Source organism: Vibrio sp. Isolate30 (genome assembly GCF_022397975.1).
Taxonomy (GTDB): domain Bacteria; phylum Pseudomonadota; class Gammaproteobacteria; order Enterobacterales; family Vibrionaceae; genus Vibrio; species Vibrio fortis.
Map to the genome: position 1 here is coordinate 1,293,686 of NZ_JAKEUS010000001.1, position 17,514 is coordinate 1,311,199.

Genomic DNA, 17,514 nt, shown 5'->3' on the forward strand with positions numbered 1-17,514 from the left:
TGACAATATTATAAATATAGAGCCGTTATAGATTAAAGCCTTTTATAAACATTATGAATAAAATGTTAAAATATGTGATTTTGCTGCTTGTGATTGTCTCCATTCCCCCCAGCTTTGCAGACAACGATTCGCTGTTCTTCGAATATGCGAAGGAAAAAGTGACACGAGCAGTAGCCAGTCAGCAGCAGTGGGACGGACCGACGCAGGGCCCTAAAGTTCTCCATGAGAAGAACGTGATTTTTGTTGCGTCAGATCTTCGTAACGGCGGCGTTTACGGCGTCGGTCGTGGCATATCCGAAGCTATCTCAAACATCAATTGGCACTTGAGGTTCATCGATGGCTTAGGTTCAGAGGTTCGTCAAGGTGCGGCCATTCGCAAAGCAATTAGCTTTAAACCTGACGCCATAGTATTAGGTGGGATTGACGCCGTTCGACATAAAGAGATTTTAAAGAAAGCGAAAGATTTAGGTATTGTCGTTATCGGCTGGCACGCAACCGAATTTGTCGGCGGCAACCCAGAAATAGGTTTATACACCAACATCACTACAGACCCACTTGCAGTAGCGAAAGTCGCCGCACTGTTAGCGATTGTTAATTCGAATGGTCAAGCCAAAACCGTGGTGTTTACTGACCCCAACTATGAAATAGCGATGATCAAAGCAAACGCTATGGTCGAGACCATCAAACGCTGTGATAGATGTGAAGTCTTAGAGCTGAACTATCTACCTCTGGACAAGATTGCGGAGCAGATGCCTGCAACCCTTCAGATGCTCGAAAAGAAATATGGCAATGAAATTACTCACCTGCTCGCGATCAATGATCTCTATATCGATTATGCCATCCCTTCACTAGAGACGAGTGTCGAGCAACATAAGCCAGTGCCACAAAACATTTCAGCTGGCGATGGCAGTAAAGCTGCATACAAACGAATTAACCGTAAGCAATTTCAACTGGCTACCGTTCCAGAGCCGTTGTATTTACAAGGTTGGCAAATTGTCGATGAGCTTAATCGGGCATTTAATGGGATGCCACCAAGTGGCTACTCCGCTCCGGTACATCTGGTTACGCCAGACAATGTCGAAGAACTTATCGGCCAAGAAGACAAAGGGGTCTACGACCCTCAAAATGGCTATCGTGAAGCCTATCTGAAGATTTGGAAGCGTTAATGAAGTTACATCAGATAAACATCACTCAACGACTCATTTTATCCAACCTTGTTTCGCTGCTTATAGTTAGCTTGGCTGTGATCGTTGTTATTCGCTCACTCTATTATGTCGAGTCGACACTCAAAACAGAAACGTCAACGCACGTTTCAGAGCTCATTGTAAACTCTGAAATCAGCCGCCGCGTATTCGCGCTGACATCACGCGTTAAGCTTTTAGAGCAAACTTTTTTGTTCAGTGAAACCACGCTCTCAGAAGAAGCGTTCAATGTGGATTTTCAACTACAAAAGTTAAGAGACTTATCGACCAATGAGGAGTTTTCCAAAAAGATTGATGCGTTCATCGACAACTTTCATCGCTTTTTAGGCAGCTCTCTGGCACTCAACAGAATTTTAAAACAGACCAATCAGATCGATATCACTCTGTCCGAGCAACTTGATCAGCTCGAATTCGCGATAGCAGACAGTAAGTTGAAGCTTATTGAACAACCTAACCTCATCAATTATGACAACGAACTCGACCTATTTAATATGTTGAGAGAGTCGTTTTTAACCTCGGGGAAAATGATTGGCGATATACACAGTCGAATCACTCCCGAAACGGAAAAGGTTCTGATCATAGAAGTCGAGAAAGAACTCGATATCTTTCTACTTCATCTAGAAAACGTTGATATTAAAACCGCCGCGGTCATCGCTGAAAAAGAGAAGATCAATAAAACGGTTAAACGCTACAACGCCGCACTTAAACGTATTCGAGCGAATTTAGAGCAACGCTGGCTCGTGATGGCTTCTCTGTTAGACGCACAAAGCGAGCTACTTGAAATGGTGGAAAATACGGAATCTCGAGTGCAAGGACAAGCCTTGGCGCTGACTGACAAATTAGAAAAAGAGATCGGAAACTCGCGCTTTAACGCCATCATTATCAGCCTATTCGCCGTTTTATTATCGACATTGCTCGTGAATCAAGTTGTTAGGCACCACATACGAAAACCATTGAACGCATTGAGGCTCGGTTTTGACCGTCTAGAGTCAGGTAGCCTTAAAAAACCGATCAATTTAGGTCGAAACGATGAATGGTCGCACTTAGAGAAAGCATATAACGATATGGCTTCTCGACTCTCTGAAGCTTATTTAGATTTAACCGAAGAGAAAAAGAATTTCGATTTTCTTGCTCACCACGATCCACTGACTGGTTTATCTAACCGTTTACTGGCGACCAAACAGCTCGACAAAGAGATTCAACAGTCCATCGAAAACAGTTCACCGTTCCTACTGTTTTACCTTGATATTGATGAGTTCAAAACCATCAACGACTCTCTCGGTCATGCGCCTGGCGACAACCTGTTGGTGAGCGTCTCTGATATTTTGACCAGTGTTGTGGGCGATCGCGGTTTCGTTGCTCGAATGGGCGGTGATGAGTTCTTAGTCGTTTATCCAAACATGAGATTAGAAGAGAGTGAGCCCATAGCGCAACGCTTGAATCATGCGCTGAGAAGACCGTATTACATTGATAACAACCCGATATTCGTCTCGGCCAGTATTGGTGTGTGCGAATACCCAACACACGGTGCGGATCGTGAAACCTTAATTAGAAATGCGGATACTGCGATGTATCACGCTAAGCGAAATGGTAGAGATAGACACAAGGTTTACGCCGACAAAATGACCCATGAAGCTCATGATCTGATTGAAACCAATATGGGTCTTCGTCAAGCAATCACCAATGATGAGTTGGAAGTATTTTTCCAACCGAAAGTCGATCTCAATACCCAAGAGATTATAGGTGCTGAGGCATTAGTTCGTTGGCAGCATCCTAAGCTTGGGCTGCTTCCACCTATCGACTTCCTAGAAGTTGCTGAGAAAAGCGACCTAATTATCGACATTGATAAATGGGTATTCAAAAAAGTGGCTAACCTTATTACCGGATGGCAACGTGATGGTATTGACCTTGAGGGCGTCACCTTCTCCATTAACTTCTCCGCGCGAATGTTCTACAAAACAGACCTAGCAGAGCAGTTACAGGAGATCTTGGACCAAACGGATTGTCAGCCTCATCAACTACTGCTTGAAATAACAGAGCGCGACATGATGCGAGATTTTGAAACCTGCTCCCGCACGATAGAGCTTCTTCACTCAAAAGGTTATAAGATCGCAATTGATGATTTTGGGACAGGATATTCATCGCTATCGGTATTGAAAAACTTATCCGCAGATTGCGTCAAACTCGATCGCAGCTTTGTTGAGGACATCAACTCATCAAAAGTAGACTATGAAATTACATGTGCGATTCTCAAGCTCGCGCAAATACTAAACTTTTCAGTGATTGCTGAAGGCCTAGAGACACAATGTCACGTAACAACACTGCGCCAGATTGGCTGTAAATACGCACAAGGTTACTTCTTTGCTCGCCCACTGCCAGTTGACGATTGGGTGTCCTATTATTTAGAGAACAGGGAGCAACTTCCCAAGCAAGCCTCAGTCTAGTTTGGCTTTTCTTTATATTCGCGAGCCATTTTAACCCCAGATACATTAAACATCTGGGGTTAAAGTACACTTGGATTATGATGCTATCTCTTTTGCCGCTGCTTTCATTTTACCGCGCAACCATTTATGGCTGGGTTCATTGGTGCGGCTCGGATGCCAAATCATACACATATCTAGATTGTCGAGATCAAAGGGTAATGGCAAAGTTTTGAGCTTGTATTTACTGCCAAAGCAGCGAACCGACGACATCGGCAACATACCAATATAGTCTGAACTCTCAATAACCGGCATCATTTCAACAACGCCAGCCGCTCGATACACGATACGACGCTTCTCTAGCTCTTGAGAGTCCTCGGCACTTAACAAGCTTTTGCGAGCATGCCATCGAGAAACAACCACATGGTCATGGGTTAGAAACTCTTCGATATCCATGCTATCGCCAATAGTCGGGTGATCTTCTCGACACACTACGACTAACTCTTCAGTCGAAATGGCCTCATGTTTTAACATAGTGCGGCCTCTAGGAGTCATATCGACAATTAGGTCGTGCCTTTGTAATCGTAAATCTGACTCGTAATCTTCTGTAAATAGAGGGTGAACTTCCAATGCTATGTTCGGTGCAGTTTGACTGATCAAGCTCATCAGCTTAGGCATCAACTCATAACTCGCGGCAGACACACAAGCGATAGAAAAGATTCGATTAGAGGTTTTAGGATCAAAGTCTCGTGAGGCAGAGAGTGTCGATGTGAAGTTTTTCAACGCCGCCGACATAGCTGGATAAATGTCAGATGCGAAAGCTGTCGGCTCTACGCCCGACGTAGTGCGATGGAACAGAGGCTCGTCATAGATATCTCTAAGCTTTGCTAGCGCTTTACTCACCGCTGGTTGGCTTATATCCATACGAGCTGCCGCTTTAGATAAGTTCTGTTCTTCGTATATTGCGACAAAAATAGGAATCAGGTTCAGTTCAGTGCTTTTCATGGCGCTCCAATATAACTAAGCAGACTCTCCATAATGAAGAGTCTGCGAATGTACTTTTATAATCCTAGTTGATTCAGTGGCATAACACCGCGATACAGCACACGCTATCGTGATTTTTGCTCTAAATCGGGCAAGGCTTTCGGGAAATACTTGCACCACCAAGCCCTTCGATTGCTGCGACTATTCGGATCATTATTGCTGCCCTTATTAATCACCGCTTTCCATACTCGTTTTAAAACATGAGTGTCTTGGCTACCTTTTTGAAATGCAGAGTTCGTCTCAGGCCAGCCTTCACTCTCAGAGCATTTATCAAGCTCCAACAACGATGTATTTCCTCTAAGCTCACGATAAACGAAGCCTCGAATCTTCGGCCAGTTGCCTTCTTTTACCACTCGGTGAAATGCTAACCATCTCGGTGCTGGGTGAGTCTTGTAGTAACGTCTAATCGCTAACACACTCACTACGATACCTATGACTATTAAAACCGAGACAAGCATGGCAGCGGAATAAGCCTTAACAAAAGACTTAAAGGTATGTTTTGCACTAAATGATGTAGATTCGAATACCACCGTTTCTAATCGTTTCTCTTTGGTATTCCACCATTGAAAAGTCAGCTCTGGGAGTGTGAAATCGCCACCTTGTTGGATAACATAAACGGACTCTTCAATTCGCTCAGAGCGGTAATCCCCTCGCTCTTGAGTATCATTTAATTTGTGCGGTTGAGGATAGGCTTGATACTGTGCGGTCGACTCATTGACCAACAAGTTAGGCAGCAACACCGACAAACTGTCTTGTGCTTTAATAGTAACCGTTCGCGTAATCGCGTCGCCTACTTTTAAATTTTCATTGGATTGTTTCCATTGCTCAACCACATCGACACGTGTTGCGCTAAACCAAGGTGTCTCATCCGTTAACAAGCCAGAAGGCAATTGTGTTTTGAACTTAATCGGTTGTGTATAAAGCGTTCCACTCACTTTACTACCATCATCAGTTGAGACCTCCACACCAACCGGTAGACGTGGTATCACATAATCACCGCTCTTTTGTGGATACAAGGTGATTTCCCAACGCTGCCGAGACCAAGTTTCACCGTTTTGACGCGCCGTATAATTGGTTGCAAGGGTATTCCTTTGCTTTGCAATCACATCAGCCATCTCCACGTTACCAATTCGAGTTCCGCCAGTGAACCAACGTGGTGTCCCAACCTCAATGGTCAAAACAACCTGCTCATTAACACTGAAGGTTGGAATGTCAGCCTTGGATTTGCCTTCATCGGTTGATTTAGGCTGGTTTCCGACCCATGCCATCAACTCAAGTCGTCCTTGTTTCTGCAAGGTGTTGATATCCTGAGCCACTGCCGAATGAGACGTCATGCTAATGAGCAAAACCGCCGCAATGTACAGTGCGCTATAACTAGATAATTTCATTCGATGACGCAGAGATTTAATCATTGCTACTCTCCTGCTCCACATCTGCTTGCGGTTCTCTTAATTGGATTTGAAACTTCGCTTTTAAGAAGTATTTCGGATCCGCTTCTACTCTTTTCAACCATTTATCAGCCAACTCTTGGCTGCCCAGTATCTCATTGGCGTTCAAGGTTTCTTTGAGCATCAGTTCTGCAACCGTTTCTTCTTCTGCGCCATCGCCCGTTCTTGGTTTATCTTGATCCAATTCAAACGACTCTTCTGGGCCATCGGTCGTGCCAGATTGGCTTTCACTGATGCGGTTCACCTCTTCTACAATCCCATTAAATACGGCGAGATTGTGCTCAACTTTTTCAGCCAATTCCGCGTCTAAGTCAGGCTTCTCCAGTAATAATTTCAATAAGTCACGAGCGGCTAAATACTCCCGCTGACGTGCCAACGCTGTCGCGGAGTAATAGACACCTAAATCGGTCTTGGTTTGTAAGAAGGCGCTATGAGCAAGCTTAAACTCACGCGCATAGTAGTAAGCGACGCCTTTTCTTAGAGGGTCTTGAAAATGTTTGGCTGCTTCTAGATATTCTTGCTGGTTGAGTAATCGTTGTCCTTGCTGGTCACGTGTCAACCATAGATCCCACCACCATTGAGTCGCTTTGTCCCAAACTGTCACCTCTTCAACCTGAGCGGTTTTTTCTGCTGTTAGATGAACAGGCTCAGCCATTGTCGGTTTAGCATAGAAGGTGCCACTCACCAACACACATACCACACACCATTGCACTAACCAGCCTTTTCGAAACCATAACAACATGATGAGTGCAATTGGAAACAGTAATCCGTAGCCCATGTCTTTCCACGGCATCGCAGATTCGCCATTCAATTGCATGTTCCGCTCAACAGCACGGTTCAAGGCTTGTATATCCGTGTCGTCAACCGTGACTTCAATGACTCGACCACCCGTTGCACTCGCAAGATCATTCAACGCACTTAAGTCCACTGGGTTATCACTGACAATGTCGCGGTTTCCTGCGGCAAGGATCAATAGTTGATAAGGTTTGTCTTTAAAAAATGTCTCATAGGCTTTGATCGTCGCTGGGTTGACCCCATCAGTCACCAACAACACCGTCGAACCCGGTTCGTTATTTAATTGCTGATCAATAAGCGGTAATGCCGCCTCTGCAACCTTCCCTTCCACTGGCATAATTTCAGGTGTAATCGCTGCTAGAAATGGCTCAAAGACTTTACTGTCTTGCGTCACAGGCATCGCTACATGAGCACTTCCGGAGTAGACAACCAACCCTGTATTACCGCCATTGCGTGCGGCTAACAAGTCACGAATCTTCTGTTTTGACCGTTCTAGGCGACTCGGTGGCAAATCTTTGAGAAGCATGGTTTCACTATTATCTAGCACCACCAACATAGAGGCTTTATCCTCTCCAAAGGGAGAAGCTTCTCTCTGCCAAGTTGGACCTGCGCAAATCAGTATTGCGATAGCCACGATCACCATCAGCAGTTTCAACGGCAGCTGTTTACGCCAACCTCGCTCTCCGATGGTTAAAGCTGTGCGTAAATGCTCAGGCAATACATCTTTCCAGCTTGGTTTTGTCTCCTCACGCCACCTTAACCACAGCAAGAAGAACATCGGGATGAAAGCAATGAGCCATAACGGTCTGATAAAATGAAATTGAGTAAAGACTTGCTGCAAAACGAGAGAATCAAACATTCTGTTCTCCTTGTTTTGGTTGCTGAGCTTCTGCCATCGCTGGCTTTGTTGTTCTCAATAGATTGCGACGACGTAAGGTCGCAGCACTGAATGCAGTCAAATACATGACAACCACAACTGCCATTAAATAGTGATGAATCGTCTGTTTAGGACGATAGGTTGTGCTCTCGTACAACTGAGGCTCTAACTCGCCAATTTGTGCGTAAGCTTGTTGTAGCTCATCTCGATTCAAAGCCTCAAATGCGCTCCCGCCCGACTCCTTAGCCACGCGGCGAATCGTCGTCATATCAAGTGCCACTTCCCCAACCGTTTGGGGATCGCCCATCGCAATAACATGAATACGAACACCTTTCGCTTTCGCGACTTTAGCGGCATCTATCGGCTCAACGAAACTGCCAGTGTCATTACCATCCGTTAGCACGATCACTACTTTTTCTCTTTCTTGATCAGACAGTTGGCCAGTAGAAGCAGTGCGTTGATTGTGGCTCTGCTCGAAAACCTTTATAGCAAGACCAATTGCATCACCTAAATGAGTGCTCTGCCCTGCCATAGCAACATCAGTCTGATTGAGTAGTTCTAACCAAACACTCTGGTCAGCGGTGAATGGGGTTTGAACAAACGCAGCATCACCAAATAGGATAAGCCCTAAACGGTCACCTTCTCGCGTTTTAGCAAAATCGGCCAACACCTCTTTCGTTGCATCGAGGCGTGAGATTTTCTCTCCTTTTTGTGAGGTGAAATCTTCTTCCGCCATAGAGCCTGACAGGTCAACAACCACCATCACATCTCGACCAAATTGCTCTCGAGTTTGTGGCTCGCCCAGAATGGTCGGTTTCGCCAATGCACACACGATTAAAACCCAAGTAACGATTAAGGTAACTCGTTGCCACCAGCTTGGTGTTAGCTGACTTGCACCCTCAGATGGCGTTTCTCCTATCGCATCTACGAGGTCTCGAAAGAACGGGACTTTAATTGCCATCTGCTTGGTTCGATAAGCAGGTACAGCAAAGTAAACTAGAAACGGCAGCGGAAGAATCACTAGCCAAAGTGGGTGCTCAAATTCAAAGCTAGGTGAGATTAGATCAAGCACGAGATGTCTCCTGAGGTTTCTCTGAACCTCTGTATTGGTGCACTTTCACCCATGTCGTTGCCTTTTCTAAGATCTCAACACGCTGTTCAAACGTTAGATAAACGCTTGGGTTGATTAAACTGTCTATCCAGATTTTTGAAGATTTGTCTTGGAAAATCTCTGGATGTTTCTTAGGCAGGCAACCATCAAGCATAATCAATGTCTGTTCGCCATAAACGCTGGCATTACGGGCATTTAGATAACGCAGAACCGATTTCAGCACCTCAAAAACTCGCTTAGTAGAGCTTTTATCTGAAGGGTCGATTTGTGCTAAAGCGTCCAGCGCTTCTTGGCGATAACGGTTATGCCAGCGATAAAGAGCGTAGCGATAAGCTCCATATACAAGTGCAATCATTAGCACCACACCAAGGATCTTCCAACCTATGGTTTGTGGTAACCAACTAACACTATCGGGTATCGCAACTTCTTGAATATCGCGCAGTATGTAGGTGCTAGGAGGAGTGTGTTCAATTGACATTAGCGTCCCCCCACCAGCTTTTGAAATTGAGAAACATGCTGTCCAGAGGTGTCTACTTCGATATAAGGCAAATGTTTAATCGCCATAAGTTTGGCTAGTGACTGTTTCTGAAGCGCTGCTTTTTGTGCCAAGCTTTCGCTGGCCGCTGTCACTTTGCTTTGGCTATCTAAGTTCAGTTGGTATCGACCATCACCCACCACCCACTTTGCGGTGGCCAAGGTATCAGGAAGCGCTTGCTCAAGAGGATCACTCACCATAATTGCCAAGACGTCATTATGCTGCTGCAATTGTTGCAAACGGTCGAGATGGTGCTCTTCACAATCACGCCAATCACTAATAAAGATCAACGTAGACTGCTTAAGACCCATGCGATTAATTCTTTCTATCCAGCGGCTGAACGTTACATCGCTGCTATCATGAGAGGCGACATCTAAGCTTTGATTCGCTCTAACTAAGTTCTTCAATTGAGAAAGCAGATCGTTTTGGGAACGCTGCGCTTTACTGTGGAAAAGAGCTTTATGCGATGCGATTAGGTATCCTACACGGTCACCATCTTTGAGCACACGCCAACCACACATGGCGGCAAGTTCGGCAGCGACCACGGATTTCATGACAGATTGAGACGCAAAAAACATTGAACTTCTCTGGTCGACACAGATCATCACATTACGGTCTTTCTCTTCCGTGTAACTACGAACATGGGGCTTACCCGTTCGCATAGTGACCTTCCAATCAAGATTACGGATATCGTCACCAAGTTGATAATGTCTTAGCTCTTCAAAATTTAGACCACGCCCACGAAACAAAGAGTTATGACGACCAGACAACACACTGCCCGCCTTTAAGTGTGGCAGTAGAGTAAACGATTCAGCTTGAGCCTGTAATCGAACCAGCTTTGCATAATCGCAGTACAGCCGAGGATCTAACCCTTGTGACTGTGGCGCATGAGTTGGCTTAGCCATAACGCCTCCCGGTTAACCAATCTCTACCGCATCAAGCAACTCTTCGATGACGCGCTGATGATCGACACCATCGGCCAATGCATCGTAAGAGAGAGAGAATCTATGCCCTAGTACAGTTGGCACCATTGCACGTACATCATCAATTGTGACGTGGTCACGACCTTGCAACCAAGCGTACGCTCTAGCACATTTATCAAGAGCGATAGAGGCACGTGGGCTTGCACCGATTTCAAGCCATTTAGGCAAATTGGATTCCGCGTAACGTTCGGGTTTTCTCGTCGCCATAACCAAAGCGACAATATAGTCTTCTACAAGCTCTGAAACGGCAATGTCTGGCAACTGACGACGCGCTTCTATCACCAATTCAGGTTCAATATGTTGAGGGGTGATCAGTTCGGAACTGGTTTCACTACCTAGCTCTTCACTTCGCACTAATCGAATAATGTCACGTTCCGCGGCGTCTTCAGGGTAATCAACCGTCACCTTCATGATGAAACGGTCCATTTGCGCTTCAGGTAGCGGATAGGTACCCTCTTGCTCCACTGGGTTTTGTGTCGCTAAAACCATGAAGAGCTCAGGCAATACATGAGTTTGACCACCAACCGTGATGGTTCCTTCTGCCATAGCTTCGAGTAGCGCTGCTTGCACTTTGGCGGGCGCACGGTTTACTTCATCGGCTAACACAATACTATTGAAGATTGGGCCTGCTTGGAAATGTAATTGAGGCTTACCTTCTACCTCTTGGTAAACCTCGGTACCTGTGACATCGGAAGGCAGAAGATCGGGTGTAAATTGGATACGACCAAAGCTCGCGTTAAGTAAGTTCGAGAGAGACTTCACTGAGCGTGTTTTTGCTGTCCCTGGTAAACCTTCCAATAGGACATGACCATTAGTGAGTAGACCAATCACCAAAGCTCTAACAACGTGGCTCTGGCCAATAACACTTTTTTCAGTTTGTTCTATGAGTCGATTTATCGCTTGCTGTGCGTGGTTCATAGGTCATCCTTATCAATTCGATATGCTGTGTACATCCTACTCACAAGCGCTATAACTATTGGTTATAAAGGCAATAGCTACTTTTCTCACTATGGTCTTGTTCTCTTACTTGTTTAGAGATCTGTTATTTGCTCATTCTTTTCAATTGATTAACTGCATCTGGCGGAGCGACTTTTTCCAATTGCTGGATACAACGATTAAACGCAGGTTTTACTCCGGGTTGTGTTGAATTTCGTGCCAAAATTTCACATTTTGCATAGAGGTGCTGCGGGTTACGACTCACTCCATAAGCACGCTGCAATGCTTCACTACTGGCGAGAACATCAACCTGCTCTAAGGATAGACCATAGACATACCAATACTGGGCATTACTCTCGGCCATTTCAGCCGCCTGTTTTAAATAGCTCCTAGCCTGTGGGTATTCTTTGGCTCTGAGCGCAGCTAAGCCTGCACTGTACGGCAATACGCTCGATTTCGGTTGCGCTTCAATCCCTTGTTGCAATGTCGCCATCGCTTTTGATTCATCACCAAGCGCTCGGTATAAATCGGCTAAATTGGCGTAACTGTTCTCAAAGTAAGGCTCAATCTTGATGGCTCCTTGGTAGTATTTAATCGCTTTGTCATGTTGACCTAGATCGCGATAAACATTACCCAAATTGGTGCGTCCAAAGCCTCTGTCGGCATTAAACTCCTGTATCTCTATGTACTCCGATAAGGCGGGCTTAATCAGATCTTTCTGCAGTGGATTCATCTCTCGCCAATAACGAACTAACGCTCCTGCTGCTTCGGTTCGTACCGAGAGTACTGAATCATCAAGTAAAGGTTCGAGTATCTGCCAGCGATCCGTGAACTCATAACCCGATGAGCCCGCGACAGCGCCTAATCGAATCATCTCATTATCGTGTTTAACCGCTCTTGCTAATGAAATTAGGGTGTTTTGCCCCGTGTTACCCGCCATGCGCTCTAAGCTCGATGCACGGATGATATCGCTAAGGCTTGAGTCTTGAGCTGAATACGCTAGAGCATCAATAGCGCCTCGATGCCCAATAGCGTCAGCATAAAATGCGACAGCAAAGTGTTGTTGATTCCGATATTTTGAATCTGGAAACCATTTCCCTATTTGAGCGTCTGCCCATTGATCTGTTTTGTCCTCGTGGCAACCAGTACACACATTAGGGGTATCGATATGTTGGCTAATATCTGGACGTGGAACATGCCAGCTATGGTCACGCCTTGGGTCAACCTGCATGTAGGTGGTTTCTGGCATATGGCAAGTTGTACATTTTGACGCCTCTGTACCGGCTTGGTGGAAGGTGTGCTTTTCAGGCGTGTACTCAGAGGCGATATGACATTGGCTACACACGGCTTCTTCAGCGATCTTTAATTGCGCGGTATGTGGATCATGACAGTTGGTGCACGTTACCCCTTTTTCAGCCATCGCCGATTGTAGAAACGAGCCATACACATAGTCTTCATCGTAGATCTGACCATCGTGGTAATAGAGCTCAGGAGAGATCAGACTTAGTCGATACTTATCAAAGAACGAGCCTTTAACATGATCTCCCGTCTCATTGAGCTGCGTACGACGGCTATGACACTGCGCGCAAGTCTGCACTTGATTAGTATGGATAATATCTTTGGGTTGAAGTGTGGTATTGCCCTCTTTATAGACCCACTCTTTCACCGCTTGCGATAGGTCTCGGTCAAAACCGTAATGACTTGCTGCATCAAAAGAAACAACGTCTGATTGCACATCTCCACTCTCTAACTTATTCGCCATCTCAATATGGCCACTTGCAGGGCCATGGCACGCTTCACAGCCAACATTGATTTCTGACCATGTCGTTTGATAGCGACTGTTTTCGAGATCATAGTTTTTCTGTAGGTTGGTTGAGTGACAATCTGCGCACATAAAGTTCCAGTTTTGGCCGCTATTGGTCCAATAGAACTCATCGGTGTTAGTGGTGTCTGGATAGAGATGGAACCAGCGCTGCCCCCCTTGCTCTTTGGTTCGAGAGTCCCAAGCGAAAGGAATCAGCTGTACTCGACCATCGTCGAATTCCACCATATATTGCTGCAATGGTTCAAAGGCAAAGGTGTAGCTAATTTTATAATCGTGAAATTGACCATCTGGGCCTTCAATGTTGACCCAATACTCCGACCCTTTGCGGTAAAAACGATTTTCTTTACCTTGATGCATCACACTCACATCACCAAAGTCACCCAATACAGACGCTTTATCCGCATGTTTCATCGCCATGTCATGATGCGAACCTTGCCATGCTTCGACTTGTTCTGCGTGACAATCAATACAGGTTTCAGATCCAACATAGTTAGCGGGCTGAGCAACGGCATAACCACTCAACAGAAGCAATAACCAAACGGTGACACTACAACAGACGCGTTTAGCGCCACCTATGATTGATAACAGCATTGCAGACATAACATTCCTTGTTTAATCTCGCTTATGTTTATTAAGGTAGACGAAAAAATAACGTTAATACAATTATTTAGTCGCTGGTAGATGAAATATTGTGACTTAGCCTTAAACGAAAAAAAGAGCTCCGAAGAGCTCTTTTTCGATTCACTAACACTGACCTATTTGTTGTGGCTTTCTTGGAGTTTTTCCATTACCTGATCCAGACTAAAGCTTGCTGCTTTTTGTCGTGGTGGATACTCAGCAAAGGTTTCCAAAAACTCACCAACATAAGCTTGTGCCGGAACAAACATATATGCGTGATCCAACAACCAGTCGTAGTATGTGTTCGACGTGATGTCAGCGTTTTCATATGGGTCCATACGAAGATTGAACAGTTTAGGTAGACGCAATGTCACGAACGGTTCCGCCCAAATTTGCATGGTACCTGTTGCTCGCTGCTCCATGAATACCGCTTTCCAGTTGTTATAACGAAGAGCAGCTAAGTCGCCATCATCTGTAAAGTAGAAGATCTCTGCACGACGTCCTTTCTCTTCTTCACCCGTTAAGTAAGGCAGGAAGTTGTAGCCATCAAGGTGAAGTTTGAACGTCTTGTCACCTGCGGTATGACCCTTTAGAAGCTTCTCTTTGATCTTGTCATCGCCAGCAGCCGCTAAGAATGTCGGCATCCAATCCATGTGGTGCATGATTTCGTTAGAAATGGTTCCCGGTGCAATTTTACCAGGCCAACGAACCATTGCTGGTACACGATATGCCCCTTCCCAGTTAGTGTTTTTCTCACCACGGAATGGGGTTGTACCTGCATCTGGCCACGAATTCATGTGAGGCCCATTGTCGGTTGAGTAGAAAACAATCGTGTTGTCTTTGATGCCTAAATCGTCCACTTGTTTGAGTAGTTGACCAACATGTCTGTCATGCTCAACCATACCATCGGCATAGTTACTGATACCTGTTACGCCTTTGCTATCTGGCTGCACATGCGTTCTAAAATGCATACGTGTCGCATTCCACCAAACAAAGAATGGCTTGTCTGCTTTAACAGCACGATCCATAAAGTCGAGTGCCGCATCTAACGTTTCTTCATCGACGGTTTCCATACGCTTACGCGTGAGCGGTCCTGTATCTTCAATTTTTCCATCAGCGAAAGACTTAATCACACCACGAGGGCCGAACTTCTTACGAAACTCTGGGTCTTTTGGGTAATCTTCATTTTCTGGTTCTTCTTCAGCATTCAGGTGGTAAAGGTTGCCAAAAAATTCGTCAAACCCGTGTGCCGTTGGAAGAAATTCATCTTTATCGCCAAGGTGGTTTTTACCAAACTGCCCTGTCATGTAACCCATAGGTTTAAGCAGCTCAGCAATGGTTGCATCTTCAGCCTGTAAGCCGATATCAGCGCCTGGCAAGCCCACTTTACTGAGGCCGGTTCGAAGTACACTTTGCCCGGTAATGAAGGTTGAACGCCCAGCGGTACAAGACTGCTCAGCGTAGTAATCGGTGAACATCATGCCCTCTTTGGCGATGCTATCGATGTTTGGAGTTTGGTATCCCATAAGTCCAAAAGTGTAAGCACTGACATTAGACTGACCAATGTCATCACCCCAGATAACCAAAATATTGGGCTTTTCAGCCGCCATCGTTGATGTTGCAGCTAGCATCGCGGAACCCAATATCGCTAGCCGACGTTTGACACCATATTTTGCTGTCATAGAAACCTCTTCTTTAATTGTTTGCGTCCTGCCCTACAACATATAGTTCAAGATTTAAGCAATAGCGAGATTCGATAAACTATTAATTAATTTGTCATTTCTGATCAACTTTCATCGTTATAAAACGCGCTTTTTTACGTTTTACTACATGACTGAGATCACACTACTTACCTAGTTCATTTTTAGCGAGAACCTACAAAAACCATATAATTCAATACAATAACAACACAACATAACGAATGGTTATAACTACTATAAAAGGACATCACCGATTTTTGAGATTAATGTTTGCTCATCGATGTGTTGACTTAACGCATTATTTTTAAAAGTAAATCGGAGTCCTTATGGGTACTAAAATTAATAAACTAGCATTAGGTGTTGGCTTATTAGCAGCTTCTTCAGCAGTAACCGCTGCAGAAAAGCCTAACATTCTTGCGATCTGGGGTGATGACATTGGTGTATTCAACATCAGTGCATACAACAACGGTATGATGGGTTACGAGACACCAAACATTGACCGTATCGCTAATGAAGGTGCGCTGTTCACTGACCACTATGGTCAGCAATCGTGTACTGCGGGTCGTGCTGCATTCTTAACTGGTCAAGAACCTTTCCGTACAGGTCTACTTACTATCGGCATGCCAGGTTCAGACCACGGTATTCCAGATTGGGCTCCAACGATCGCGGACTTACTAAAAGAACAAGGCTACATGACAGCCCAGTTCGGTAAGAACCACATGGGTGACCAAGACAAACACTTGCCTACTAACCACGGTTTTGATCAGTTCTTTGGCAACCTTTACCACCTAAATGCTGAAGAAGAGCCAGAGACATACTACTACCCTAAAGATCCTGAGTTCCGTAAGAACTTCGGTCCTCGTGGTGTAATCAAGTCTACCGCTGACGGTAAGATTGAAGATACTGGCCCTATGACGCGTAAGCGTATGGAGCACGCAGATGAAGAGTTCCTAGAAGAGTCTCTAGCCTTCATGGAAAAAGCTGTTAAAGCTGACAAGCCATTCTTTATCTGGCACAACACGACTCGCATGCACGTTTGGACTCGTCTACAAGAGAAATACCAAGGTAAATCTGGTATCAGTATCTACGCTGACGGTATGTTAGAGCACGATGACCATGTTGGTGTTCTTCTAGATAAGCTTGATGAGCTGAAAATCGCAGACAACACTATCGTTATTTACTCAACGGATAACGGTGCAGAAACAGTATCTTGGCCTGATGGCGGTGCTACTTACTTCCACGGTGAGAAAGGTACCACTTACGAAGGCGGTATGCGTGTACCACAACTTGTTCGTTGGCCTGGCGTGATTGAACCTGGTACTAAGATCAACGACATCATGGCACACCAAGACTGGATCCCTACACTTCTAGCTGCAGCTGGTGATGATAAAGTGGCAGAGAAGCTAGCGTCTGACGACGGTGCTCGTTACAACGGTAAAAACTGGCGTGTACACCTAGATGGTTACAACTTCCTACCTTACTTTGAAGGTAAAGAAGAGCAAGGTCCACGTGACAGCCTACTTTACTTCTCTGCTAACGGTGAGCTTAACGCTGTTCGTTGGAACGACTTTAAGATCTCATTCGCAGTAATGGACGGTAACATCGTTGATGCAGTTCGCTTCCAGCCAAACTGGCCTCAAGTGGTACACCTACGTGCTGACCCATTCGAGAAAGCGCCTCACGAATCTGGCATGTACCTACGCTGGATGGCAGACAACATGTGGTTGTTCGTACCAGTAGGCGGTAAAGTTCAAGAATTTATGGCAACACTACCTGGATACCCAATGCAAAACAGCCAAGTATTGAACCCAGGCAACTTCAACCAGAACGTTTACACGCTTCAAGGTCGACTACAACAGCTAGAAGCTGCGGCTAAGCAAGCAAAATAATACTCTCTCAATTGAGTGAAGAGTTAACACAAACCGTGAGGACACTGTTCTCACGGTTTTTTTGGTTCTGAGTATCACAAGATGGCTGAGTTATAACGCGTATCGCTAGTCAAGATGGATTAACGATAAAC

The 17,514-nt window shown here is 45.3% G+C and carries 12 protein-coding genes; 3 read left to right on the forward strand and 9 right to left on the reverse strand.

The window, feature by feature from the left end; all coding sequences use genetic code 11:
* The first annotated feature begins 53 nt into the window (after window positions 1-53).
* Both L1D60_RS05630 and L1D60_RS05635 read left to right on the forward strand, forming a co-directional pair.
* The gene (locus tag L1D60_RS05630) at window positions 54-1,166 is read left to right on the forward strand and encodes a substrate-binding domain-containing protein (RefSeq protein ID WP_239840125.1); all 1,113 of its coding nucleotides are present in this window, start codon (window positions 54-56) and stop codon (window positions 1,164-1,166) included.
* Window positions 1,166-3,646 (forward strand): EAL domain-containing protein, encoded by a 2,481-nt coding sequence (locus L1D60_RS05635; RefSeq protein ID WP_239840126.1) that lies wholly within the window; start codon window positions 1,166-1,168, stop codon window positions 3,644-3,646. Before L1D60_RS05630 ends, L1D60_RS05635 begins: the two co-directional genes overlap by 1 nt.
* Window positions 3,647-3,721: 75 nt before the next feature.
* On the opposite strand, the gene L1D60_RS05640 is transcribed toward L1D60_RS05635, so the two are convergent.
* The 9 genes from L1D60_RS05640 to L1D60_RS05680 form a co-directional block, all read right to left on the reverse strand.
* A complete protein-coding gene (locus L1D60_RS05640) occupies window positions 3,722-4,627 on the reverse strand; it encodes a LysR family transcriptional regulator (RefSeq protein ID WP_239840127.1) in 906 nt (301 codons plus the stop codon).
* A 104-nt stretch (window positions 4,628-4,731) separates the two neighbouring features.
* Window positions 4,732-6,078: a BatD family protein gene (locus L1D60_RS05645; protein ID WP_239840128.1), complete on the reverse strand. Its 1,347-nt coding sequence runs from the start codon at window positions 6,076-6,078 to the stop codon at window positions 4,732-4,734.
* A complete protein-coding gene (locus L1D60_RS05650) occupies window positions 6,071-7,768 on the reverse strand; it encodes a VWA domain-containing protein (protein ID WP_239840129.1) in 1,698 nt (565 codons plus the stop codon). The genes L1D60_RS05645 and L1D60_RS05650 overlap by 8 nt, the downstream gene beginning before the upstream one ends.
* Window positions 7,761-8,858, reverse strand: coding sequence for a VWA domain-containing protein (locus L1D60_RS05655; RefSeq protein ID WP_239840130.1), 1,098 nt, complete (start codon window positions 8,856-8,858; stop codon window positions 7,761-7,763). The genes L1D60_RS05650 and L1D60_RS05655 overlap by 8 nt, the downstream gene beginning before the upstream one ends.
* The gene (locus tag L1D60_RS05660; protein WP_239840131.1) at window positions 8,851-9,375 is read right to left on the reverse strand and encodes a DUF4381 domain-containing protein; all 525 of its coding nucleotides are present in this window, start codon (window positions 9,373-9,375) and stop codon (window positions 8,851-8,853) included. Before L1D60_RS05660 ends, L1D60_RS05655 begins: the two co-directional genes overlap by 8 nt.
* Complete coding sequence (locus L1D60_RS05665) at window positions 9,375-10,337, reverse strand: DUF58 domain-containing protein (protein WP_239840132.1); 963 nt, start codon at window positions 10,335-10,337, stop codon at window positions 9,375-9,377. Before L1D60_RS05665 ends, L1D60_RS05660 begins: the two co-directional genes overlap by 1 nt.
* Before the next feature lie 12 nt (window positions 10,338-10,349).
* Window positions 10,350-11,333 (reverse strand): MoxR family ATPase, encoded by a 984-nt coding sequence (locus tag L1D60_RS05670; protein ID WP_239840133.1) that lies wholly within the window; start codon window positions 11,331-11,333, stop codon window positions 10,350-10,352.
* Between the two features lie 124 nt (window positions 11,334-11,457).
* The gene (locus L1D60_RS05675; protein ID WP_239840134.1) at window positions 11,458-13,776 is read right to left on the reverse strand and encodes a tetratricopeptide repeat protein; all 2,319 of its coding nucleotides are present in this window, start codon (window positions 13,774-13,776) and stop codon (window positions 11,458-11,460) included.
* Window positions 13,777-13,931: 155 nt separating this feature from the next.
* A complete protein-coding gene (locus L1D60_RS05680) occupies window positions 13,932-15,476 on the reverse strand; it encodes an arylsulfatase (protein ID WP_239840135.1) in 1,545 nt (514 codons plus the stop codon).
* Between the two features lie 344 nt (window positions 15,477-15,820).
* On the opposite strand from L1D60_RS05680, the gene L1D60_RS05685 reads away from it, so the two are divergent.
* Entirely contained in the window at window positions 15,821-17,383 is a 1,563-nt protein-coding gene (locus L1D60_RS05685; protein WP_239840136.1) for an arylsulfatase, read from the forward strand.
* The last annotated feature ends 131 nt before the right edge of the window (window positions 17,384-17,514 follow it).